Origin of the sequence: Flavobacterium sp. BFFFF1 (assembly GCF_002256285.1) — a bacterium.
GTDB lineage: Bacteria > Bacteroidota > Bacteroidia > Flavobacteriales > Flavobacteriaceae > Flavobacterium.
On the sequence record NZ_NKJE01000004.1, the window covers coordinates 1 to 25,712 of the forward strand.

The 25,712-nt window shown below is 41.9% G+C and carries 17 protein-coding genes; 4 read left to right on the forward strand and 13 right to left on the reverse strand.

The genetic code is table 11. The annotated features are described in order from the left end of the window. Positions 1-5,591: Ig-like domain-containing protein (locus CFE23_RS03295; RefSeq protein ID WP_291083973.1), on the reverse strand; the 5,591-nt coding region annotated here is incomplete at its 3' end. 459 nt (positions 5,592-6,050) lie between these two features. Between CFE23_RS03295 and CFE23_RS03300 the strand changes: the two genes are divergently transcribed. Beyond that, positions 6,051-9,023 (forward strand): sensor histidine kinase, encoded by a 2,973-nt coding sequence (locus tag CFE23_RS03300; RefSeq protein ID WP_291083976.1) that lies wholly within the window; start codon positions 6,051-6,053, stop codon positions 9,021-9,023. Here the strand turns inward: CFE23_RS03300 and CFE23_RS03305 are convergent. Continuing rightward, positions 9,004-9,663, reverse strand: a complete 660-nt coding sequence (locus tag CFE23_RS03305; protein WP_291083977.1) for a response regulator transcription factor — start codon at positions 9,661-9,663, stop codon at positions 9,004-9,006. The two genes, CFE23_RS03300 and CFE23_RS03305, sit on opposite strands and share 20 nt — an antisense overlap. A gap of 150 nt (positions 9,664-9,813) precedes the next feature. On the opposite strand from CFE23_RS03305, the gene CFE23_RS03310 reads away from it, so the two are divergent. The 3 genes from CFE23_RS03310 to CFE23_RS03320 all read left to right on the forward strand — a co-directional run bounded on the left by CFE23_RS03310 (position 9,814) and on the right by CFE23_RS03320 (position 12,642). Beyond that, positions 9,814-11,403, forward strand: coding sequence for a peptide chain release factor 3 (locus tag CFE23_RS03310; RefSeq protein ID WP_291083978.1), 1,590 nt, complete (start codon positions 9,814-9,816; stop codon positions 11,401-11,403). Between the two features lie 206 nt (positions 11,404-11,609). Beyond that, positions 11,610-11,822, forward strand: a complete 213-nt coding sequence (locus CFE23_RS03315; protein ID WP_291083979.1) for a hypothetical protein — start codon at positions 11,610-11,612, stop codon at positions 11,820-11,822. Between the two features lie 79 nt (positions 11,823-11,901). Then, on the forward strand, positions 11,902-12,642 hold the full coding sequence (locus tag CFE23_RS03320) for a CpsB/CapC family capsule biosynthesis tyrosine phosphatase (protein WP_291083980.1): 741 nt from the start codon (positions 11,902-11,904) through the stop codon (positions 12,640-12,642). A 12-nt stretch (positions 12,643-12,654) separates the two neighbouring features. Here the strand turns inward: CFE23_RS03320 and CFE23_RS03325 are convergent, their stop codons facing one another. The 11 genes from CFE23_RS03325 to CFE23_RS03375 form a co-directional block, all read right to left on the reverse strand. Beyond that, positions 12,655-15,075 carry a tyrosine-protein kinase gene (locus CFE23_RS03325; protein WP_291083981.1) on the reverse strand — a complete coding sequence of 807 codons (2,421 nt, stop codon included), beginning with the start codon at positions 15,073-15,075 and terminating at the stop codon, positions 12,655-12,657. A gap of 2 nt (positions 15,076-15,077) precedes the next feature. After that, positions 15,078-15,851, reverse strand: coding sequence for a polysaccharide biosynthesis/export family protein (locus tag CFE23_RS03330; protein ID WP_291083982.1), 774 nt, complete (start codon positions 15,849-15,851; stop codon positions 15,078-15,080). Positions 15,852-15,938: 87 nt separating this feature from the next. Further along, entirely contained in the window at positions 15,939-17,939 is a 2,001-nt protein-coding gene (locus CFE23_RS03335; protein WP_363331545.1) for a nucleoside-diphosphate sugar epimerase/dehydratase, read from the reverse strand. Between the two features lie 103 nt (positions 17,940-18,042). Further along, positions 18,043-19,185 (reverse strand): DegT/DnrJ/EryC1/StrS family aminotransferase, encoded by a 1,143-nt coding sequence (locus CFE23_RS03340; protein ID WP_291083984.1) that lies wholly within the window; start codon positions 19,183-19,185, stop codon positions 18,043-18,045. A gap of 63 nt (positions 19,186-19,248) precedes the next feature. Continuing rightward, positions 19,249-19,845 (reverse strand): sugar transferase, encoded by a 597-nt coding sequence (locus tag CFE23_RS03345; RefSeq protein ID WP_291083986.1) that lies wholly within the window; start codon positions 19,843-19,845, stop codon positions 19,249-19,251. 9 nt (positions 19,846-19,854) lie between these two features. After that, positions 19,855-20,499: an acetyltransferase gene (locus CFE23_RS03350; protein WP_291083988.1), complete on the reverse strand. Its 645-nt coding sequence runs from the start codon at positions 20,497-20,499 to the stop codon at positions 19,855-19,857. After that, entirely contained in the window at positions 20,499-21,497 is a 999-nt protein-coding gene (locus tag CFE23_RS03355) for a sugar-transfer associated ATP-grasp domain-containing protein (protein ID WP_291083990.1), read from the reverse strand. The genes CFE23_RS03350 and CFE23_RS03355 overlap by 1 nt, the downstream gene beginning before the upstream one ends. Before the next feature lies 1 nt (position 21,498). Continuing rightward, positions 21,499-22,104: a sugar transferase gene (locus CFE23_RS03360; protein WP_291083992.1), complete on the reverse strand. Its 606-nt coding sequence runs from the start codon at positions 22,102-22,104 to the stop codon at positions 21,499-21,501. Next, entirely contained in the window at positions 22,101-23,279 is a 1,179-nt protein-coding gene (locus tag CFE23_RS03365; protein ID WP_291083994.1) for a glycosyltransferase family 4 protein, read from the reverse strand. The genes CFE23_RS03360 and CFE23_RS03365 overlap by 4 nt, the downstream gene beginning before the upstream one ends. A gap of 9 nt (positions 23,280-23,288) precedes the next feature. Next, positions 23,289-24,221, reverse strand: coding sequence for a hypothetical protein (locus CFE23_RS03370; RefSeq protein WP_291083996.1), 933 nt, complete (start codon positions 24,219-24,221; stop codon positions 23,289-23,291). Between the two features lie 11 nt (positions 24,222-24,232). After that, entirely contained in the window at positions 24,233-25,687 is a 1,455-nt protein-coding gene (locus tag CFE23_RS03375; RefSeq protein WP_291084000.1) for an MBOAT family O-acyltransferase, read from the reverse strand. Positions 25,688-25,712 lie beyond the last annotated feature (25 nt).

Below are 25,712 nucleotides of genomic sequence, written 5' to 3' on the forward strand. Positions count from 1 at the left end.
ATCTCTGCCTGCGCCGTTGGGGTTGGTGTATTGGTTGAGGTGTTGTTTCCAGGAACATCATCCTGTGGTGTAGTTGTTGTAAGGGAAGCCGTGTTGGCATAAACCCCTGATCCGCGTACCGTGGCAACGATCTGTAAGGTAGCATTAGAACCTGCATTAAGGTTACCGATGTTCCAGATTCCTGTCCCACTATTGTAAGTACCAACAGATGGTGTAGAGCTTACAAAAGTGTAACCTGTCGGAAGTAGGTCGGTCACCGTAACGCCGGTAGCGTTATTATAGCCAACTGCATTTGCAGCAGTAATGGTGAAAGTCACGTTTGCCCCAACATTTGGCGTGGCATTATTTACACCTTTAACGACTGAAATCTCAGCGCGTGGAGAAGGTGTCGGTGTATTAGTCTGCGAGTTATTACCCGGAACATCATCCTGAGGTGTAACTGTTGTCAGGGAAGCAGTATTCCCATAAGTTCCCGTTGCAAGAACAGTAGCAACAATCTGCAAGGTTGCACTAGAACCAGCATTAAGGTTACCTACGGTCCATAATCCTGTCCCATTATTATAGGTACCAACCGACGGCGTCGCGCTTACAAACGTATAGCCGGAAGGAAGAAGGTCTGTTACCGTAACGCCAGTAGCATTGCTAAATGCTGCATTGTTCGCTGCCGTAATGGTAAAAGTAACATTTGTACCCACCGCAGGGGTGGCATTGTTCACACCTTTGGTTACAGAAATATCCGCCCTTGGAGAAGGCGTCGGTGTATTGGTTTGTGAATCATTCGTGTTGTTAATATCTGGTTGGGTAACGGTAGTTAAAGAAGCCGTATTTGCATATACTCCAGATCCCCTCACCGTAGCGACAATCTGTAAAGTCGCACTGCTTCCGGAATTTAGGTTACCAACGGTCCACACACCTGTACCATTGTTGTAACTACCAACAGAAGGCGTTGCGCTGACAAAAGTATAACCTGTTGGAAGAAGATCGGTTATGGCTAGCCCGGTCGCATTTGAAAGGCCAGGAGCATTTGCCGCAGTAATTGTAAATGTAACATTGGTTCCTACATTCGGTGTAGCATTATTAACGCCTTTTGTTACGCTAATATCTGTGCGGGGAGCCGGCACCGGCGTACTGATAGCCGTGTTGTTTCCTGTTACCTGATCAAGTTCATTCCCTGAAATGGTAGCCGTGTTTCCATAAGATCCCGTGCCCAATACTGTAGCAGTAATTGTCAACGTACGACTTTGACCATTCGTCATATTTCCAATCGTCCATATTCCTGTTCCTGGATTATAGGATCCGATTGAAGGAGATGCAGAAACAAGTGAATATCCAGATGGCAGTAAATCAGTAACAGTAACACCTGTCGCAGCACCTGTACCGTTGTTGGTTGCAGTAATTGTAAATAAAACATTTGAACCGACATTAGGTGTCGCATTATTAACACCTTTAGTAACAGCCAAATCCGTTGAAACGGCAAGTCCATAGTTCTTAGAACATGCTGCAGCACCCGCACCGGTGAACGTAACCGGATAGGTGGCTGGCGTTGTATTAAGGACATATCCCGTAGGCAAAGGAGATGCAAGGCGAACGACATAACTCGCTCCTGTGAAATCAGTATATGCTATCTGCACATTATCAAAAGTAACCGTATCTGTAGCATCACCAGAAGTACAAAGAAGACGAACAGTCGTCGTTGGCGAGATAAATGCGGATATATCAAAGCTTCCTGTACCAGGCGTCGTACTGGCACTCGTATAAGTAGCCAATGTTGTAAACGGGCCACCGGCAGATGTTGCTATAGATACCGTGATCGCGTCACCAACTTCCAAAGATGCAGTTGTATAAGAATATGTAAGTGTCGCCGCTTCGAAGCCGGTCATGTTTGCGGTTCGTGTTACTCCTTTATTTACGTTGCGTATACGCATTCCAGCCGCAACCACCTGAATATCTCCAGCGGCAAAACCGTCGGCTTCTCCTAATTGTTGCCATGCAGCTGCCCAGTTTGTCGTTCCGTTGTTTGTCGTTCCATTCCCCACAGTATTAAAACTATCGAGGAAAGTACCATTCGTGGTAGGAGGCGTAATATTGATTTGGTATGAACCGCCAGCGGCCGTCGCCACAGTTTGGACAATCGCATCAGCACCGTCAATCAAACCATTCGCGTTGGCATCACTATATAAATTTACTGATACCGCCTGAATCCCCGGCTCACCGGTATTCTGCGCACCATTTTTATTTAAGTCATTATAGACAAGTCCAACGACTGTATTTTGCCCAGGTATCGATGTACAAGCTACGGTAAGATTAACGGTAGCTGTAGAACAAACTGTTGGATCATCAGCACTACAAACATTGTATTGGAACGAATCGGCACCGTTAAACCCTGAATTAGGCGTGTATGTAATTGTCCCGTTAGGATTAACCGTTACAACGCCATTCGTTGGATTGGAAATAATGGTTACTGAAGATACGTTAGGAAGGCCTGGGGTATCGTTTGCCAAGACGTTTAGTGTCTGTGGCACATCAGTGATCACGTTAAACGAATCGGCTACAGCAGTAAGATTGGCAAAAACGCCTAGGAAATTATTCTTATAGCAATTTCCAAGTCCGCTTGCCGTAACACTGTAGCTATTTAAAGCCGAATTTGTAAATCTACCTCCTGTTCCACTAACATCCTGCCTCACAATGTAACATGCGCTGTTAACGGCATATGTGACCTGAACATCGTCAATGTAGAAAAAGTCGGCATTGTCATTAAGGTTGGTTGATGTAAATGCAATGGTATTGACGCCATTCGCATTAAAGTTAGCTGGTGGAATGGTAATCGTCGAACTGGAATAACTCGGGTCTGTCGTTACCAATCTTGTGATGGTCTGTAAAATAGTACCATTAACACTTACTGTAAGGCTTTCGGTATTTTCAAGTTGCGCTCTTCTATACCTGAAGGAAAGTGTAGCTTGGGTTGCATTCGCAAAGGTAACTGTTCTTGTGGCGGTCTTGTTGGCGCCGTTCATAATCAGTACATTCGAGAAACCAGCTGTAGGGTCAGCACCTATGCTTGTCGGTGAAGCGGTAATATCATTTGTACCCGCTCCGGATTCCACCCAGTTTGACGTCCAGTTTATAGTACCATCGTTACCGTTGGCTGCAACTGGTTCAAAATCATCTTTAGCATAAAATCCAGGAATTACACTAAACTCATAGTTCCCTGATAAATCGGAAGTCGTCGTCCTAATAATAGCATCCGAACCGTTTATGGCGCCATTACAATCTGCATCATAATAAAGGTTAACAGGTATGCCATCGATTAGTTTCTCTCCGACTGTGTAAGCAGAGTCGTCAGGCAACTGCTCAACAAAAACCTTTCCTGTGATCAGGTCCTCAGATGCTTTTGCATTACAGGTTGTGATTTTGATCGTTACCAACGCGTCGTCACAAGTACTTGTGTATTCCTTTGAACAAACCTGATAATTGAAAGTATCAATTCCTGTATAACCAGGATTTGGTGTATAGGTTACCGTGCCATTCGCATTTACCTGTACCGTTCCATGTAGCGGCTGCACTAAGATTATAACGGAAGAAGGGTTCAATGTACATAGGAACCCTGAGTCATTACTTAATACTCCTATTATAATAGGTGTGTTTGGTTCAGTGACCTCGTCATCATCATTGGCAATAACAAGGTTTGTTAAACACTTCGGCTGCATCACGGTTCCCACGTCAAGCGCCGGACTACCAGTACCGGCCACGCTGGCATCTTCACCATAAACTGCCGCAAACGGCGTTCCATCACAGGTGAACAATGCCATACCGCCCTGGTTTCCACTTGGATTTGATATCCTTTGTGCCTGCAACGCGGTTAAGGTAAACGACACATCGTAAGGCACACCGCACGGACTTAGCGGCGGCGTAGTGGATGTGAGGTTACCATCATACTTGGCGTAGACGGTGGTATTGGCCACGGGCGTCACCCATATCGGATTATAATTGGTGGCCGGTGCATTATTTAACGAACCGGGCGCCCATGCGATACTCGTAAAATTGGTAAGCCTTTCAGCAGCGATCAAAGAGATCGCCCAATCAAAATTGGAACCTGTCGCATCGTCATCCATAATCTGAATCGCCGTAAACGCATCGCCACTGGTACTGACAAAATGGTAACCGGTACCCAAATCCGTAAGGCTTACTACAGCAGATCCCTTCGCAGGAACAACAATTGGTGTAGGCGCCGGAGTGGTACCACTATTGTAGTTGACAGTGATAGGCGTATTCAGGGGGTTATACATGTGAACTTTCGAAGGGGCAGTTCTCGGCGGACCATCATTGAGTGTTTCAGAAACCGGGGTATAATATTCATCACCATAAAACAAGGACTGGAATACATTTATATTACGCGTTCCGAAATTATCCAATCCACCGAAAAGCACATCGACACCCACAGGAAAATTTGAAGTAATGGTAGCTCCGGCTTTGATATCATTTGCCTGATTCACCGCAGCCAGCTTGTTAGGATCTGTCTCACCAGTAGACAAACCGGCGGTTCCGTCATAAAACCAAACCTCACCTTCGTTAAGGACCTGGCTTACATCATTAGTGCCATCACCATTATAATCCAGCTGAACGGTTGTACCGTTCTGAGATGCCCTGACAAAAAGTGCCGTATAACGGAAAGCAGGAGACACGGCAGCCTGATCCTCTCCAAAACCAACCACAAAAAGTGTCCCGAAACGGGTCGTGTCATACACGTCGGATTTTGCCAACTGTAAAGCGAATTGCCCATTATCTCCTGTAACTTTTGAAACGGCAATATCGTTCGTACTGTAAATTTTATCTTTACCATCATAATGTATGTCAGTGACAGGGGCTACATTTCCCCTTCCGGCACCATAAGCAAAGAAATCATCCAAAACGATACTTGCCCCACCCGGAAGTATATCCGTTGGGTACCCGGGAGCCACTCCATTATTTAAATCGCCGTCACCCCATATCTGTGTAGTAGATTGTACAGGGTTGCTAATATCTGCTTCGTATCCATCTTCCCATTGATCATAAGTAATAATTACATTCGGATACGGGCTTTTAATACTGGTCACGTTCCTTACTCCGTTCCCAAGTGTATTATTCCCCGCAACATTCGAAGCCCTCCTGAATGCATCCCAAAGGTTGGCTTCAGGAAATGGCATGTAAAATGTCTTCGCCCTGTTTGCCTCAAGACATGGATCCTGAAAGGTAGGATTCACGGTAATGTTTACATCGGCCGTTGTACAAATCGGCACAGGCACCGTGTTATCACAAATCTTGTACGTAAATTGATCAGACCCTATGTAGTTACCATTCGGCAAATAAGTAATATTCCCATTCGCCCCAATTTGCAAAGTACCCGCAGCAGGCTGCACGGTAATCGTTAAGGAGGACGTATTGATATTACCCGTGTCGTTGGTCAACACATTGAATAAAATCGGCTTACCCTGTGAGGTAATCACTGTATCGTCGTTGGCAACAACCTGCGCGTTTGCTTTTTGTCCTATTAATAGGAAAGCTACAGATACAAGTGAAAAAATTACGCTTTTGAAGTGTAGAGCTCTTTGCATAAGAATTTATTTGTGTAAGGATAAATGCAATTCAGTATTATTTTTTTCAGCAACAATACAAGGGCATGCCCTCATATTAAATTATTTCTTTTTTTCATTAAAAATCCGTTATACGGTATGATAAAAACGACATACTACGTTAAGTTAAATTTAACTTAACGCAAACTATAATTTTTATTATTTACGAAATAACCTTTCCATTGGTTTTCCGCCATTTAACAGGATTTAACACAGGAATTGAAAATTCTTTTTAACAATTTTGTGTTAATATCAGAGCAAAGATGGCAAATATTTTTCAGTTAAAAAAGTCTTAAAAAAATTTGATTGTAGAATTATGTCTACATTGCAAAGGTTCTTAGATTTGCTATATTTAACAAAAAAATGAGGTCAAACAGCTGTTTTATGCGGGTTGTAAACAAACATATATCCTTAATATTTTTAATATTTTTCCTATTAATAATGGGAGTTGAGGCGTTTTCTCAACAAAAAGAGATCACCTGGAGCACCGACAGCGAATCACTTCCCCAGAACAGCATCAAATCGATTGCTCCGGATAAATATGGCTTTATTTGGATGGCAACTGAAAATGGTCTTGTAAGATTTGACGGAAAAGACTTTAAAATTTTTGACAGCCAGAACACCGGAATCCGAAATAATCGCATCAGATACATCAGAGGAAACTATAAAAAAGATAGTTTATACACTACGAACGAAAATTCCGAAGACCTCATTTTTCTGCATCAAAGGAAAGCCGCAAAAGTCAATGCAAAACGGCACAAAAATGTGTGGCCGTTAGAACCCGGAAAGAACAATCTTTTTACATCTGAAGGAACACCAAGCTACTTCTTCGGAAAATGGAAACGACCTTATAAAATTGAATTGCCGTCTGGTGAATCTTATGCAATTCAAAATGACTCCATCTACAGTTACTCCGCAAAACACAAACTCAATTTTGCCGTGTCATTTATTTATGAGGCAAACCGTAATTTTTTTGTGGTTGATGATCACCTCGTTTACCTGGAAAAAGATGGACGTTGCTCTATTATAGACCGGAGTGGAATCCAAAATACATCACTTCCCTTCAAGGTAATGCCCGACCTTGACATATTCTGGAATCTTGCCGCGGAACAGGCATTTATCTATAATGATAAAAACCTATACCAGCTCACGATGACCAACGGCAATATTGCTGCGAAACTGTTGATTAAAAACCAAAACCTCAAGACGGCAAATGTCTGGTCGATTTATCTTGATAAAAAAAACAGCACCGTATACCTGGGCAGCATCAAAAAAGGTTTGGGTGTTTATAAATTGCAGTATTTCCATACGATAAACCCTGATCAAAGCCAGCATCCTGAAACCTACGAAATATTCTATGCACTACATCCGTTTACTGACAACAGCATCGTCAGCGCTTCCGGCATTTTCATGGACAACCGGAAAATCACGAGCAACCTGGAGTTTTATACTGACAAATACGCCATCGCTGTCGACAAGAACGGCGATATATGGAACAGCTATTTCTCATTGCTCCACCGCTATAAGAAGTCAGACAACTTTAAGACCTGTCAGGAATGGGATTTTACTGATGACATTTCCAGCATCTACGCAGCGCGCAACGGGACGATTTTTTTCAATCTTTCTAAACGACGGGAAAACAAAGGAAGCCTTTATTGCTTTAAAGAAAGCAGAAACCCGGAATTTGAAAAAATTGCTGATACCGACTTTAAGATTAACTACATTAGTGAAGACCTCGCTGGAACAATCTGGTTGGGAACCAAAAAAGGGCTTTATATGCTCAGCGCCGGAACCAACAGGTTAAAACCCATTCCCGGCACAGAGAATATTAAAATCCGAAGCATTTACATCGACCGCGAGCAGCACATTTGGTTTACGTCTTACGAAAAAGGATTTTTCCTGTATGATCACCAACAGGTCTGCACTTTTCCTAAGGACAAGAACAACTTCCTCACATCTGCGCATTGTATCGTAGAAGATAGCAAAGGATTTTTTTGGATCACGACAAACAAGGGGCTCTTCCAGGTCAAAAAACAAAGGCTGTTGGATTTTGCTGCAAATAAGTTAAAGGCATTGTATTATCACTATTATGATAAGAGCTTTGGCTTTCTGTCAAACGAGTTTAATGGAGGATGCCAGCCCTGCGCAGCGCAATTGCCAAACGGCAACATATACCTGCCATCCTTAATGGGGGTTGTCGTTTTTAATCCTGACGACATAAGCCCGGTCGTACCGGATGATGGCATGTACATTGATGACATCATTGTCGATGAGAAAAAAATTCCTGTCGAAAAATCCCTGAAGCTAAGTAAGGACTTTGAACGCGTTACCTTTTTCATTACAAGTCCGTATTTTGGAAATCCTGCTAACCTGAATTTTGAAGCCAAACTTGACGGTCCTGACGCACAGGATTGGACAGACGTATCGAAAGACCACAGCATTTCCTTCACAAAGCTTCATCCCGGAAAATACACGCTTACGATACGGAAGTTATCCGGATTCGATTCCAATTATACCTATATCACAACCAATATCGAAATCCCCGAGGCATTCTGGCAGACGATTTGGTTCAAGCTTCTGATTTTATTGGCTGCCGCCGTCGGCATTTACCTGATTTACACTTTCCGCATGCAGTACATCAGGAAACGGAATATCCTGCTAGAAAAGACAATCAACGAACAGACCCATGACCTCAAAAATACAATCAGCACCCTCCGGACAACTAAGGAAAACCTAAGCAGGCAAATCGAAAGCAACACCAAAATCATGTCATACATCACACATGACATCAAGGCTCCGCTAAAATTTATGTCGATGGCAAGTCAGATTATGTACGAATCGGAAAATGAGAGTCCCGAGGAGGTGAAAGAAAACCTAAAAGCGATTTTTTCCTCTTCAACCCAAATGTATAATTTCATTGACAACCTGTTGGAGTACTCAAAAGCCTACGTGAACAATGGGTTCGAAACGGAAGAATTCAGCCTTTACAAGGTTGCGCAGGATAAGATCGCACTCTTTCAGGGTATCGCAAATTCTCAGAAAACCACAATCAGGAATATTATTCCCCGTGATGCGGCATTAAAAACAAACCGCCAGTTGTTTTCCATAATTATACACAACATACTGGACAACGCCATAAAATATACCGGAAACGGCACCATTATTATTACCTATAAAATGACAGACGACAGGATTGAAATTATTGTGAAAGATACTGGAATCGGAATGAATGTTAAAACAATCCAGTATTATGCCGCATTGATGGATAACTACCAGAGCGGCGTACTACACAAGAAGTCCAAACTCGGCCTCCATATTGTCATTGAATTGCTATTGGTGCTCAATGGAAAATTATCCCTGGAAAGTTTTGAGAACAAAGGAACGACCGTAAGGATTAGTTTTCCAAAGAATTAAAACCGGAAAAATCGTAGACTTTAAACACATTAATCAGACCAACTACGCTGCTCACCGAAAGCTTGTCGAAAATTCTTGTTTTGTATGTGCTCACGGTACTGTTTCGGAGCTTAAGTTTGTTCCCGATTTCAAGATTACCGTCGCCATTTACCAAAAGCCGGGCAATTTCCAACTCCCGATTTGACAATGCATCCAGGGGATTATCAGACGATTTCATTTTGGGAAACTCTGCCAATTTCAACCTGATCTCATCGCTAAAATACTCCTTGTCACTCATCATTGCCGAAAACGCATCCTTAAATTCGTCTTCAGAACTCAGTTTGTTCAGGTATCCATCTGCACCTGCTTTTAGATAGCGTAGTGCGTAAAGCTCTTCTTCATAGGCTGAAAAAATAAGTATCTTCACATCCGGCTGGATATCGCGAATCATGCGTACCATTTTTTCCCCGGCGCCTTCCGGTATGGCTATATCCAGGACCACAAGATTAAACTCCTGTTCCTTAAGGTGGTACAGTACTTTTGAAAATATGTCCGCATGTGTAACGGAAATATTCTCAAACGCCTGCTTTAAGATCATTGACGCTCCCTGTCTGACAACACTATGGTCATCAGCAATGAGAATGTTAAGATGGCTTCCCATGTAACTTTGAGCTTTTGCTTGCAACCAAATATAGACGAAAATGTTTTAATAAAAAAAATATTTTTGAATAAAAAACACGGCTTTTGACCGATTAAAAACCCTGTGTTTATTACGGAATAAACATTACTTTTGCACCCAATTTATGACGATATGAATTTCAACGACGAAATTAAAAGGCGAAGGACCTTCGGAATTATTTCACATCCGGATGCCGGAAAAACCACACTTACTGAAAAACTGCTGCTTTTTGGCGGTGCTATTCAGGAAGCAGGCGCTGTAAAAAATAACAAAATTAAAAAAGGTGCTACGTCCGATTTTATGGAAATCGAACGCCAAAGGGGAATTTCGGTTTCTACCTCCGTGCTGGCGTTTAATTATAAGGACAAGAAAATTAATATTCTGGACACACCGGGACACAAGGATTTCGCAGAGGATACTTTCAGGACACTTACCGCTGTCGATAGTGTTATCGTTGTGATCGACGTTGCAAAAGGCGTCGAGGAGCAAACTGAAAAGCTCGTGGCTGTGTGCCGTTTGAGAAACATCCCAATGATTGTCTTTATCAACAAACTCGACCGTGAAGGTAAAGACGCTTTTGACCTGATGGATGAGGTAGAACAGAAACTAGGGCTTTCAGTAACACCACTGAGTTTCCCAATCGGCATGGGATATGACTTTCAGGGAATTTATAATCTTTGGGAGAAAAACATCAACCTTTTCAGTGGCGACAGCCGTAAAAATATCGAAGAAACGATTGCCTTCAGCGATGTCGAAAGCCCGGAACTTGATAAAATAATTGGTGAAAAACCAGCGACAAAATTGAGGGAGGAATTGGAACTTATCGACGAAGTTTATCCGAAATTTGACCGCCAAAAATATTTGGACGGCCAACTTCAGCCTGTCTTTTTTGGGTCAGCGTTAAACAATTTTGGCGTGCGTGAATTGCTGGATTGTTTCGTTGAGATTGCTCCTTCCCCACTTCCCAAAGAATCAGAAACACGGCTCGTAAAACCTGACGAAAATAAGATGTCAGGATTTGTATTTAAGATTCATGCAAATATGGATCCAAAACATCGGGATCGGCTGGCATTCGTCAAAATCGTTTCAGGCACTTTCGAAAGAAACAAGCCTTATTTACACGTGCGACACAACAAAAATTTAAAATTCTCCAGCCCGAACGCATTTTTCGCAGAAAAAAAGGAAATCGTAGACATTTCCTATCCAGGCGATATCGTTGGATTGCATGATACCGGTAACTTTAAAATTGGCGACACACTCACGGAAGGAGAATTAATGAGTTTTAAAGGCATCCCAAGCTTTTCGCCGGAACACTTTCGATACATCAACAACGCCGATCCGCTTAAAGCAAAACAACTGGAAAAGGGTATTGACCAATTGATGGACGAAGGTGTTGCACAGCTTTTTACGCTGGAGATGAATAACAGAAAAGTCATTGGAACCGTCGGCGCACTACAGTACGAAGTGATCCAATACCGACTGGAACACGAATACGGCGCGAAATGCAACTACGAGAACTTCCCGGTACACAAGGCTTGCTGGGTGAAACCAGAAGATCCAAAAAGCGAAGAGTTCAAGGAGTTTAAACGCATTAAGCAGAAATTTCTGGCAAAGGATAAATTTCAGCAGTTGGTGTTTTTAGCGGATTCTGACTTTACAATCCAAATGACGCAGAGCAAATATCCGACTGTAAAGCTCTACTTTACTTCAGAATTTGATTAACCGATTATGTTATCAAAAACCTTTTTTTTTAATTTAATTTAGTAAAAAGGCGAATCATTTAAATTTTTATATTAATTTTGTCAAAGATTAAGAGTTTTTAACACCCGTTTTGGCGTGATTTTTTTTAAAAAGACAAACCAATTGTTTGTTTTATAAAAAAATATATTATATTTACAAAAAGTTTAAAATCTAAAATCGATATTATTATGAAATTTCATTACAAAAAATTCTTGCTTTCAATGCTTATGTTGACAGTAAGTTTCGCGACTTTTGCACAAATACCGGATCCAGATTCGGATCCAGGATCAGGTGGTAATGACCCTACACCAATAAACACAAAACTTATCTGGCTGGCAATTTTAGGCGTTGTTTTTGCATTTTACCAAATTAGCGCAAACAAAAGAAGGCAAAAAGCATAACAATTGTTTATAAAGCAAAACTCGCACCAATTTTTTTGGTGCTTTTTTTGTTTATACCCATAACTTAAATCCCAATACATTGTTCTTTTTTAAAAAACCAAGACCTTTTTTAAGAGATCTTTTAAGCGAAGGTTACACTGATATCCACTCGCACCTGCTTTTTGGAATTGATGACGGCGCTGCAACGTTTGAAGACACCAATTTTCTCGTAACCAGTCTTCAGGAGTTTGGAGTGATCTCTTTTATCACAACGCCTCACACGATTCCAGGCGTATGGAACAATACCAGTAATGACATACGCTCTCGCCACAAGGAAACCAAAAATCTGTTAGCTGAGAACGGAATAAACACACCGTTTAAGGCCGCTTCCGAGTACCTGATGGACGACACTTTTGTAAAACAGTTTCAGAACGAACCTTTGTTGACACTGAAAGACAATTATGTTTTAGTGGAAATGTCATACATCAATGCGCCCATTCAGTTATACAGCATCATTTTCGACCTTCAGGTTGCTGGCTATAAACCGGTGTTAGCGCATCCAGAGCGATACGTTTTTTACCATGAAAACTTCGAAGAATACCGAAAACTTAAAAAAGCGGGCTGCCTTTTTCAGCTAAATCTCCTATCCGCTGTGGGCTACTATGGCGAAGCTGTTTTTCAAACTGCTAAGAAACTATTGGACGCCGGTTTGATCGATTACACGGGGTCGGATGCACACCATAAAAACCACATCAGGGCCTTTGGCGGGAAAATCGGCCTGAAAGATTCGGCCCCTCTGCAAGAGGCCATAAACAATAATAAATTTTTCTCATTTACATAAAAAAAGGAAGTCTTAAGACTTCCTTTTGAATTTATTCATAAACGTTACAAACCAGGGATCTTTTTTGACTTCAACTCCGTAACCATAGCCATAACCGTAGCCATAACCATAGCCGTAACCATATCCATAACCGTAGCCATAACCATAACCTTTTTTACTGTGCGTATCGTTCAGAAGGATTGACATGTTAGGCAGTTTCTTTTCTTCATATAAGGTTTGTGGTATACGAAGCATTCGTTTATCGAGGAAGTTTGCTCTTACTACATAAATTACGCTATCTGCATACTTTGCAATCAATAGCGTATCAGTTACCAGGCTTACGGGCGCAGTATCGACAATAACATAATCATACTCCTTTTTAACACGATCAAACATCTTAGCCACCTTATCGCTCAACAACAACTCTGCTGGATTAGGAGGAATGACACCAGCCGGTAGCACGTAAAAATTGTCATATCCATCAAGCTTCACAATGAGGTCGTCTAAATTCGCATCTTTAGAGGACAGGAACGTTGTTACACCACGGTTGGGCAGATTCATATATTCATCCAATTTCGGATTTCGAATGTCCAATCCAACCAACAACACTTTTTTGCCTGAAAGAGCAAATGTTCCGGCAAGATTAACAGAAATAAACGTTTTACCTTCTTTAGGGAACGTAGAGGTCATAAAAATCGTTTTGGCGAGTCCGTCAGGCGTATCGTTAACGATAAAGTCTAAATTCGTCCGAATGATCCTCATCGCCTCCGCTGAGCTGGATCGGCTGTTCACCTTAATCAGTTCATCATGCGTTTCAGACTTTGGTACGTCTCCAATGAATGGAATCGTCACCCTGCTCTCAACATCATGCCTGTTATTGATTTTACTATTAAGTAAATCACGTACATAAATAACGAGAAACGGAATCAGAAACCCTAAGAATAGTCCAATCAGGTAAATAATCTGGCGGTTAGGAAAAACGGGGTTAGGGTTTGGGTAGGCAGAGTCAATAATTTTAGAATTTGACGCTGTCGCTGCAAGTGAAATGGCGTTTTCTTCTCGTTTCTGCAAAAGATACAGGTACAACGTTTCCTTGATTTGCTGGTTCCTTGAAATTCCACGTGACACCTTCTCCTGTGCTGGAATCTCGCTAATTTTTCCTGAAATTAACTTTTCCTGGGCGTTTAAGTCTTTGAGTTTAATTCCGAGTGTCGATTTAAGGTTTTTGAGCGTCCTAAGGATACTTAAACGGAGATCATTCAACTCACCATCGTAGTTCCTAATGGTTTGATTTTCTTCTGTCGCACTTTGCAGCACCCTTGAGCGATCATTTACCTTTTTGTTAAAAGTATAGATTAACTGTGAGGCATCGCCGTCTTCAATCATGTTGACTGGAATAACGTCCTTATTTGTGTTTTTCTGAACGTTCTCGATCAGGAAATCAACAATCTTCATTTTAGTACCTGTCGAGATTATTTCCGTCTCATATTGATTTGAGGCCTGTAGAAAAATTGTGGCATCAGACGCGATATCGGTAATCTTATTAGCCCTTTTAAAAGCCACCATACCAAATTCAACCGTGTCTAATTCATCCGTAATATTTTTTAACCGTTCATTGATAAATTTCTTTGTATTCCTTGTGACGGAATTTTTATCCTCCAATGCATCGTCATTATACTGTTTTATCAACGTATTTATGAAGTCAACCCCAATTTCCTTCACCGGATCAACAATCGACAACGTCAAGACACTTGTAGTCATCTTATTCGCTGGATCGACTTTAAGACGTCCCTGGTAAGAGTTAACGACTTTTTCTATGCCAAGCACCCTAACCGTAACTGTACTTAACTCGAACGACTTGCCTGAGTTAAGACTATTTTTAGTGACGACAACGTTTCCGAACCGGCATTTTACGGTCTCTCCAAAAGAATAGGTACCCGTCTTCTTCAATTTGCCATCTAGTAAATCGAACTGCGAAAGCGATTTTGGCTTGACGGTAAAACTGGTATCCCGATCAAAAAAATCGGCGGATTTATTAATAAAATCCACTTTGATGGGCGAATTTTTATAAGCCTGTGTCGTTTTAAGGCGGCCCTCTTTAAAGTACGTAATGTTTAGGTTCAACGCCAAAATCGTATTCTTTACTAACGTACGCGACTTAAGCACCTCAATTTCATTATCGACATTACTTTTTACACCTCCCAAAAGGCCCAAATCTGCGAACGTTGACATTTCTGAAGCCACTCCGCCCCTTTTATCATCTTTAATCAATATACGTGCGTCAATCTTATAGGTTGGCGTCGCATACCTTAAGTAAAAAAATGCTCCGAAAAGGCATACTATTGCAGACAGCGCAAACCACTTCCAGTTAAAAAGATATTTGCCCAGCTGCTCTTTAATATTGTACTGAGACTGGGATAAATCGTTACTCTCTATAGACTTGTTATTCTGCATATTTATCTTGCAATTAAAGCAATAATAGTTATTAAAAGGGAAACAGCCGAAATACCGACTGTCACGTTTGGTCCAACCACAGACGAATTTACCCGCGTTTTGTTAGGCCTTACGTATACAACATCATTTTGATCCAGGTAATAAAACGGTGAATTTATAAAATCAGCAGATGTGATATCGATAAAGTTATGGGTTTTCACGCCGTCCACATCCCTGATGACCAGGATTTGCTTCCTATCACCATAAATAGTAAGATCTCCAGCCATACTAATTGCTTCAGGAAGTGTGACCCGCTCCGTCGGAACATTAAAAAGGCCTGGCCTTGCCACCTCTCCCATTACGGAGAATTTGTAGTTGATAATCCTTAAATTAATGATAGGCGAAGTGATATACTTTCGCAACAACGATTTTAATTTTTCTACGGCTTCCGACTTGGTCAAACCTCCCATTTTGATACGCCCTAATACAGGAAATTCTATTTCGCCGTTGTTATCAATCAGATAAGTCTGATACCTTGAACTGGAAGCAGCATTATCTGTCCTGCCAACACCTGAATCAGAAAAAGTGAGCAGATTATAGGGTGCCGCCGCTTCAGGGTCTGGTGCGGAAACGATGATCAGCAAAAGGTCGTCAGGTTGTAATTGTGGTTCGAAGTTCACTTTCTCCGAACTCGATTTGGAATCGTCAATTCCCTGAAAATAATGAACATTTTTATTCGAAGCACATGAAGCGAAAGCGAAAACAAATATTAAAAACAGCAATATTCTCTTTATCATAATCGATTTTGAATTAAAATAGCCAGGGCGTATAGTTTTAGTTTAAAATGGAGCAAATATAGTCATTTACATTTACACAGTCCCTATTCAATCATTCTTTGACGACGCAGTCTTTAGCACATTGTCCAAAGAAGCAAAATCTGAGTTAAGGCTTTTAAATTCCGGGACGATAACTTTCATTTTCCCAACAATGATTTCACTTTTACTATGAGAAAGTGCTAACCCGATTAGTTCTGAGATTTCTGTGAAAACCGTTTCAAACTCTTCGTTCACCTCATGTGAGATCATAATTTTCTCATGATGTGTTGGCAATGTCTTTGAAGCGTCGTTTAACAACTCTTCATACAACTTCTCGCCTGGGCGCAAACCAACAATTTGAATTTTGATTTCCTTGTCCGGCGTAAAACCAGCAAGCCTGATCATTTTATTGGCGAGGTCTATAATCTTAACAGGTTTACCCATATCGAAGATGTAAATCTCTCCTCCTCTACCCATCGCACCGGCTTCAAGTACCAGTTGACAAGCCTCAGGAATCGTCATAAAGTACCTTATAATCTCTGGATGGGTAATCGTTACCGGACCGCCTTTGGCAATCTGTTCGGTAAACAGCGGTACGACAGAACCATTGGATCCAAGTACATTTCCGAAACGCGTTGTTATAAATTTTGTTTTGCATTTGGTGTTGCCTTCCACCAATTTGTGGTGTAGCGACTGCACATATTTTTCGGCAATTCGCTTACTGGCTCCCATTACGTTGCTGGGATTTACCGCCTTATCTGTCGAAACCATCACAAAACTTTCGACATTATATTCACATGATAAATCAGTGAGGTTTTTCGTTCCCATGACATTGACGAAAATCGCCTGAGACGGATTCTCTTCCATTAATGGCACGTGCTTGTATGCAGCAGCGTGGTATACGACATCAGGCTTAAATCGTTCAAAAACCTGCACCATCGAATCCCGATTTCTTACATCGCCTATAACGCTGTTTGTCCTCGCTTCAGTGAAAATTTGGTTGATCTCCAGCGTCAGGTTGTGCAGCGGTGTCTCCGCCTGATCAAGCATGATGACCCTTTTCGGGTTGAAATTTATAACCTGCCTCGTAATTTCGCTGCCAATTGAGCCTGCAGCTCCGGTAATCAGTACGGTTTTGTTATTTAACTGGGTAGATATCGATTTGTTATCCAAAACGATCGGCTTGCGTTCGAGCAAATCCTGAATCTGAAATGTTTTCACCTTCTGGGAAATCTCCTTCCTGTCCTCCCAATCGGAAATAAGAGGAACAGTGTACACTTTGTAATTGTATTCCAAACATTCATCCACAATCACAAGCTTCTCCTCTTTGGCAAGGCTTTTGTCAGCGATGATCAATGCTTCTGCCTCAATGGAACGCATAATGACGGGAATTCGTTTGGAAAGGTTCAGGATGGGCAAATTTAGAATTCGCTTGGAAGAATTCTGATTCTGTTTGTCGACAAAACCGACAATCCTGAAACGCAACGGCTTTTCGGACTTTAAGGCATTGGCCACTGAAATGGCATTGGCATCAGATCCATAAATAAGTGCCCGGATCAGCTCGTTTGTTTTCTTTCCCGAAAAATAGATTTCGAAAGTTTGCTTCACAACAATCCTATAAAGGAACAATCCGCAAAAAGAGAAAATAAAATTGATGAACAACCCGGCATTCATAAACAGCTTTCGGCCGTTTAAGAAATAAAACACATAATTTGTCAGCACTAAAAAGATCAATGTCAGGAACAACGAGATAAAAATCTTCACCGCATCAATGAATGATGAATGACGAATAATCCCAGAATATGTCCTTAACAGCCAGAAGAAAAAAAGATTATAAAATAAGTAACCCGAAACGATATAAACCACCCAGGTTTTATGGATAAAGTTTTTATCCATTTCGGCCAGCATCTTATAAGTTATCAATGCGCAGAAACAAACCACAAGCATATCCAGCGTCAGGATGATCCAACGTGGAAGATAACTGAGATTGCGCACATCGCCTACAGACCGAAGTCGTTTTGAAATGTGATCTGTCACTGCCCTAAATGTCGATTTTTTTGTGCTTTCCAATGTATTTTTGAAAAATTAATTATCAGAATTTATTTAGCAAAAATAAATTAAAATTAATCTTGCTTTCCATAAAATTTGATTAAATGTGCTTATTTCACGGGCATTATCTGAAAAAATTCTGAATTGCGTCCCGTAATCTGTCTTTTTCCGCCTGCATAAGGTTTGACCCCGATGGAAGACATAATCCCCGTTCGAACAGTTTCTCGCTTACATCCGTTCCATAAAAAGGGTACTTTTCAAATACGGGCTGCAGGTGCATGGGCTTCCACAGTGGACGGCTTTCAATATTTAAGCCGTCTAAAAATAATCGAAAATCTTCGCGGTTTTTACCGTTCCTTACTTTGGTTTCATCAATAATAACAGTCGTCAGCCAGCAGTTTGAAAAATAATCTTTGCTGGGTACATCGTACACCTCAACCCCATCAATTGCTGAAAACAGCTCCTTGTAAAATGCATTCATTTCACGACGCAACGCGACATGCCTGTCAAGTACTTCCATTTGTCCCCTGCCAATGCCCGCACAGATATTGCTCATGCGGTAATTATAGCCAATTTCGCTATGCTGGTAATGCGGCGCGTTGTCTCTGGACTGCGTCGAAAAAAACACCGCCCGGTCTTTGAGCGCCTTCGTTTTTGTTACGATGGCACCACCACCTGACGTAGTAATGATTTTGTTCCCGTTGAACGACAGAACGCCAATATCGCCAAACGTCCCGCATTTACGGCCCTTATAGGTACTACCCAAAGCTTCTGCGCTGTCTTCCAAAATTGGAATGGAATAGCGGTCAGCAATATCGCGAATTTTGTCCACCTGGTAGGGGACGCCGTATAGATGCACAGGTATGATTGCTTTTGGCGTAACACCTTTCGCGATCCTGTCTTTGATGGCCGCCTCAAGTGATATTGGGCAGATATTCCAGGTTTCTGTCTCGCTGTCTACAAAAACAGGGGTTGCACCCTGATACAGAATCGGGTTCGCAGACGCAGAAAAAGTCATGCTTTGGCAGATTACTTCGTCGCCAGCCTTCACACCGAGTAATATAAGTCCTAAATGGATTGCGGCAGTCCCTGAACTCAAAGCGCCAACAAATGCCCCTTCGCCCAGGTACACTTCCAAGTCCTGTTCAAGTCCTGTTACGTTTGGACCCAATGGAGCCACCCAGTTCGTATCAAATGCTTCCTTTACAAAACGTTCTTCTGCTCCACCCATGTGTGGTGAGGAAAGCCAAATCTTATCGTTGTTCATCGTATGGATTTTATCGTGTGTAATTTATAAAATGTTGCGTTTGCTGTCAATAAGGCATCTGCCCTAATTGTCTTTTGAAAAAACCTTTTTTATATATGCCAGTATTACTGAAAAATAACTCCCTATTCCGAATTTTTCTACCAACGCAATGTCCATTTCGCATTTTATAGGGACGAGCACCTCTTCATAATATTTCACAGGATTGTCAACCTGGGCGAGAATTTCGTCCTCGTCACTGAATTTTATCGCAGCCGGACTCAATATCCCTGGTTTTTTTACAAGTATTTTTTCATAATAATCCCGGAACTTATTTGTATAAAATGGCACCTGTGGCCTGGACCCGACGACTGACATATTACCAATCAGCACATTTAGCAATTGCGGCAGTTCATCTAATTTGGTTTTCCTTAGCACACTGCCAACGGTAGTAATTCTTGAATCGTCGGTTCCCTGTGTCAATCCCGTTCGGTCGTCGGTATTTTGAACCATCGTCCGGAACTTGTATATGCTGAAATTCTCAAAATATCTTCCTGACCTCGATTGTGCGTAAAAAACCGGCCTCCCGTCTTTAACCAAAATCACGATTGCGATAATCAGAAATACCGGAAGTAAAATGATTATTGCAGTAAATGAAATTAAAACGTCAAAGATTCTTATCATTAAATGATGCTATGATTGGTCAATTCTGATGACCCTGCCGGGATTTCCGACAGCCACCGCATAATCCGGAATATCTTTAATCAAAATAGACTGTCCACCTATCCTGCTAAATTCACCGATCGATACGCCTTGTATCGTAGATGCCCCAATTCCAATATCCGCGAATGGTTTTGAATGTGTGAAACCTGCAAAATTAACGCCCGGTGCGAGCGTCGATCCGGTTTCGATATTACAATTGTGCCCGATACTGCAATTCATATTCATGATCACGAAGTCGCCTAATACCGTTTCGTAGTTAATGCAGACGCCAGGATAAAGGATAATGCCTTCACCCAAATCGACTTTTCTTGAAAGCCATACGTCGGGCGCAATAAAGTTAGGAAACCGCACCTCTTTTGTTTTCAGGAAACGCACGATCCGATCTTTAATTTTAGGGTTTGCAATACCCACCACTACCGATACAGGACCTTCATGAAGGTGCTCGTCTATCGAAGCAATATTACCAAGAACCTGATGCGCATACATTTTTTTTCCGATTTTATCCGGGTTGTCATCAAGGAAACCAAGAACGTCATAATCCCCGAAATCTTCGATATTGTAAGAAATATAACCACCGATATTTCCGGCGCCGATAATAAGTAATTTTTCCTTCATTATTGCATAAATTGTCTCAGCTCGCCCTTTAAGCCTTTTTTTGCCGGCAACTGCCAAAGCAACTTACACCAATTGTGATTTCCCTCAATCAATTCAGGGCCTTTCTCAGAAATCGCTACATCCCAGCCCACCGATTGGTTTTCCGGATAGAGGAATACTGCTTCCTCCATCATCGTCTTTATTTCTTCCCAATACGGAATTTTAAAACCAATGATATTTACTCCGGTTACCGGGTGTACTGTGATTTCATTTCTGGTGATATCACTGAAAACGGCAGGACCGTCAACGATGCCACTGGCTATATCTATCGGTGCCGCAGGATTTCCCGCCGCCATATTATCTACTTCAGAGTTGATCGTAATCCTGAACCGTGCCCCGAGGTAGTGCAGTTTTCCGTCCTTAATCTGTGTAAATATCCGGATGGTATTGAGCCCGGAAGGCGACATTGCCATAATCGCCGGATGCTGTACAACATATTCTTCCAAAAGATCAAACTTATTGGCTTCCATATACTTTAACAGGCTTTCGCCGGTAAAATCGCCCGCCTTCAATATCTTCACCTCAGCACCGACCTGCCCGAGGGAACCTTTGACAACCAGCCTTCCACTGGGATTTTGAAGCAAGCTTTGCAACACTTCAGGATTTTGTCTTAAAACCGATACCGGTGCAGCTTCCCTGATGATAAATTTGCGGTATTTGTCAATAAACCGGATTTTGTTTTCCAGTATATCCCTTGATGCTTTTGGATTCATTTTCAGCTGATACTCGTACATAAATCCAGTACCCGCATAGGTTTCGCGTTGCTCTTTATCCGCTTCATAAAATCTGAAATAGAAATAATCGAGAATGGAGATATTGTATTTCAGTGATGACTGGATGATGTCACTCCAAAGTGCAATTTTCGACCTGCCATCCTGGGTCGCATGTTTTACAAATTTCTCCAATTTGCGTTTGTCAATCTCCTTTAGATAATAGCCTAAGTAAAGTATCCTTTTCATTTTAATTGTTTCCGTTAAAAGGCTCCATTGGGCGTTCATCGCTTTGATTTACACCTTGTTTTTTAGCAATCCTCATAAAAGACATGAAGAATATCCTGATATCCAAAAGTAGTGAAACATTGTCTACATAGTAAACGTCAAGCTTGAATTTGTCGGCCCAACTGATCGAATTGCGCCCGTTGATCTGTGCCCAGCCCGTCATCCCGGGACGCACTTCATGGCGACGCAGCTGTTCTTCATTGTAGAGCGGAATGTATTTAAACAATAATGGACGCGGTCCGATAATTCCCATGTCGCCTTTCAACACATTAAAAAGCTGTGGAATCTCGTCAATGGAAGTTTTCCTTACGAGGGCGCCCAGTTTGGTAATTCGTTGGTTGTCCGGCAGTAGATTTCCGTCGGCATCTTTGGCATCGGTCATCGACTTAAACTTCATAATGTAAAAGGGCTTCTGGTCTTTCCCGGGGCGCCGTTGGTAAAAAAATGGTTTGCCGTTGTTTTGTATCGCAAGCAATATCGTCGTAACGATAATAATTGGTGAAAATACGATGAGTGCCACCAATGCCGCGAAGGATTCCAGATACCTTTTTAAAAATTTGTAAATCATTTTTTAACTTGTTCTATATAAAAATTATATTCGGTTAGTAGTGCCTGCCAAATGATGTTACGCTTATAATTAGCCACAATATTTTCGCGCGCTTTGGAGGCCAGGCTGTTCCTTAAGTCGGTGTCATGAAGCAATTTTTGCATCGCATCGAAAACAGCATCGCTGCTCTTGACATCGACGATAAGGCCGTTTTCGCCGTTTTTTACGATCTCGTTGCAGCCATTGATATTGCTTACGATACACGGCAATCCCATGGCGCCGGCCTGTAAGACCACATTCGGAAAACCCTCGCGATAACTTGGGAAAACAAAAATATCGCTAATTGACAAATAAGGCCTGATGTCGTCGTGGCGCCCTACATATATGATTTCCGGAATGGAAGTAATCGCATCAGCCATTTCCTGACTTAATGCACCATTTTCTTTTTCAAAAGGTCCCACGAACAACAACTTAATTGGTGTCCCTGGGTTCTGCGCCAGAAGTTTCCGGAACGCGGTAACCAGTTCAGCGATACCTTTTTCGACGCATAAACGCCCAACGAAACAAAATACGACATCGTCCTGGGCAATTCCATTTTGTTCACGGAACTGTTGGTTAAAGGCTACTCTTTCGCTAATGGAATCCGGGGTAAAATAATCGGTATCAATACCGTTAGAACTCCCGTTGGCAATCACTTTTGCCTTCTCTCTTTTACAAAAACGATTCTCAAAAATGATGTCTTCGAGGCCTTTCGAATTCGGATAGATCTTATCGGCGCAACGGTATGTGAGTTTTTCGATAAAATTCAACAGCTGGCGTTTTGCACCCGTAGTTTCTACCAATGGCATTCCTGCTACCGTATGCAATTTTACCGGCACACCCGCCATCTTGGCCGCCAGCATACCCAGCAGGCCGGCTTTTGGCGTATGGGTATGTACTATTTCGGGCTTTTCTTTTCTGATAAACCGATACAGCTTCCAAAGGGATTTCAGGTCCTGAATGGGCGAAATCGTCCGTCTCATATTGACTTCGAACATCCGTATGTTCTCGCGGGCAGCCACCTCATTGAAGTGCTTTTCATCATAAGCCGTCACCCCAATAACCTCAAAATATTGCTCCATAAAAGCCAATTGCCCTTTGAGAATAATATTCATGGATATGGGAGCTGTGGTGATCCTGATCAATTTTGGCTTCATGCAGTGGACTTATTTTCGGTTTAAAACCTTCTCAATGAATTGATGGTCAAATTTATTCACGCCATTTTGGTTCAGGTGGTCCGCGTCATTGAAATCCAAAGAATCATTCAGGCGGACTATTTCATTGAAATTGTAGTAATTTGAATCAGCGTATTTTTTCATTTTCTCATCAAACACGTTGTTGTTTTCATACGATTGGTACAACGATGGGGTAATCGGTGACTGAACGAGCACAAATTTAATACCTTTCTTCTTCAACAGCGCAATGTTGCGTTCAAATGCAGCAAATTGTGCCGGGTTGAATTCCCATTTCCGCTTTTTATCATATTTGACATTCTTGAAATAACGCAGGTCCTTTTCAATAAAGCCGCCTCTAACGTAATGATCTTCTCCTTTGTCCGCCTTCTCCTTGTATTTTGCATTTCGCTTCATTAAATCGCTGTAAAATCCAAAAATAAGGGTATTGTAGACCTTGATGTGGTTTTGACGAAATGCCATATCCAGCGATTTGGCATCATTTTTATCATTCGCGATAATATCCAGCGACGATTCCACGCCATCTGAACAAAAAGTATTGGCATACACTTCGTAAACGACCATTTTTGGGTTTAGCTTATCCAGATAACGCTTCAACAGGATTTCAGTCTGGATTGGGGATTGTGAACTCGATCCAAGATTAAAGCTGTTGTAGCCTGCTTCCTTAAAAATCCGCGTATCAAAGCCGCGGTAGGCATGAGACGATCCCAGGAAAAGGATATCGACATTTTCCGTCTGTTTCGCTTCCTTTAACCTGCTATTCATATGCCCATTTGATCCAATACGGTACATCATGTTCAGGTTAAGCTTCTTTGGTACAACACTGCCCCACACACAAACCATGATGACATAAAAAACAACAGTGAAAGCAGCAAACGCGAGTAGTGATTTTATAAACTTTTTCATACTGCGGCAGATTAAAATTGAAAGTAAATGAACGGCGTTTCATTGGTACTCATGTACATGCCAATCAGGAAAATCAGGAAAGCATAAAACGACCAGCGCAACAGTCTTGGCCAGCGCAAACTAATCTTTGCCAATGCATATTGCTGTTCGCGGCCAATCCATTCAATCAGCAGGAAAAATACCAACAACACGATTGTGATTCCGGTTAGTTTGACATAAAATTTTTCGAGGTTTGGCACGGTGAGCAACGATTTTGAAAATATACCACCCAGGTAACGCATCGCATGTCCCAATGATTCCGCCCTGAAAAAAATCCAGGCAAGCACCGTCAGGCCAAACGTGGCGGCCATACTCAGCAGTTCCTTTATCGACGGGAAATATTTCCCCTGTGCTACAATTTCAATATGCTGCCGGTTTTTATTCATCAGCAACAGCGGCAAAAAGTATATCGCATTCAAAAGTCCCCAAACGATAAATGTCCAGTTGGCCCCGTGCCAAAAGCCGCTGACGATAAAAATGATAAACGTGTTTCTTACCTTGACCCATGTTCCTCCCTTGCTTCCGCCGAGCGGAATATACAAATAGTCACGGAACCAGGTTGTCAGTGAAATATGCCAGCGCCTCCAGAATTCGGCGATATCCCTCGAAAAATACGGAAAGGCAAAATTCCGAAGCAGTTCGATTCCAAAAAGCCTTGCAGTTCCTAAAGCGATATCTGAGTATCCGGAGAAATCACCATAAATCTGGAATGCAAAAAATACAGCGCCCAGAACCAGCGTGCTGCCGCTATACTGGTCCGAGTGGTTAAAAATGGTATTGGCCAGCTGTGCACAATTATCGGCAATGACAACTTTCTTAAAAAGGCCCCACAGAATCTGCCTTAAACCATCCGCAGCCTGTGTATAGTTGAAAGTACGCTTTCTTTGGATCTGAGGCAAAAGGTGTGTTGCCCTTTCGATCGGTCCAGCGACCAAAAGCGGAAAGAAACTTACGAATACGGCATAGTCGATAAAATCCTTTTCGGGTTTGATGCGTTCTTTATAAATATCAATTACGTAGGAAAGGCCATGGAAAGTATAAAACGAAATGCCGACGGGCAACACAATATCAAGTGAAGCAGGATTTACGTGTAATCCAATATTGGCCAACGCTTCGGCAAAAGATTCCGCGAAGAAATTGTAGTATTTAAAAACACCCAAAAACCCGACGTTTACCGAAATACTCAGCCAAAACCAAAACTTTTTCGCTTTGACGCTGGATGCTTCGCTCATCTTAATTCCGGTATAGTAATCCAGAAAAGTTGAAAATATCAACAGGAATAAAAACCGATAGTCCCAACAGGAATAGAAAAAGTAGCTGGATACGAGCAGCAGTACATTCTGTGCCTTGAGGTTTTTACTTAAAATCCAGTAAATACAAAAAACTATGGGCAGAAATATGGCAAAATTTATAGAATTGAAAAGCATCGCATTTGTTTTTGGTTAGTATGCT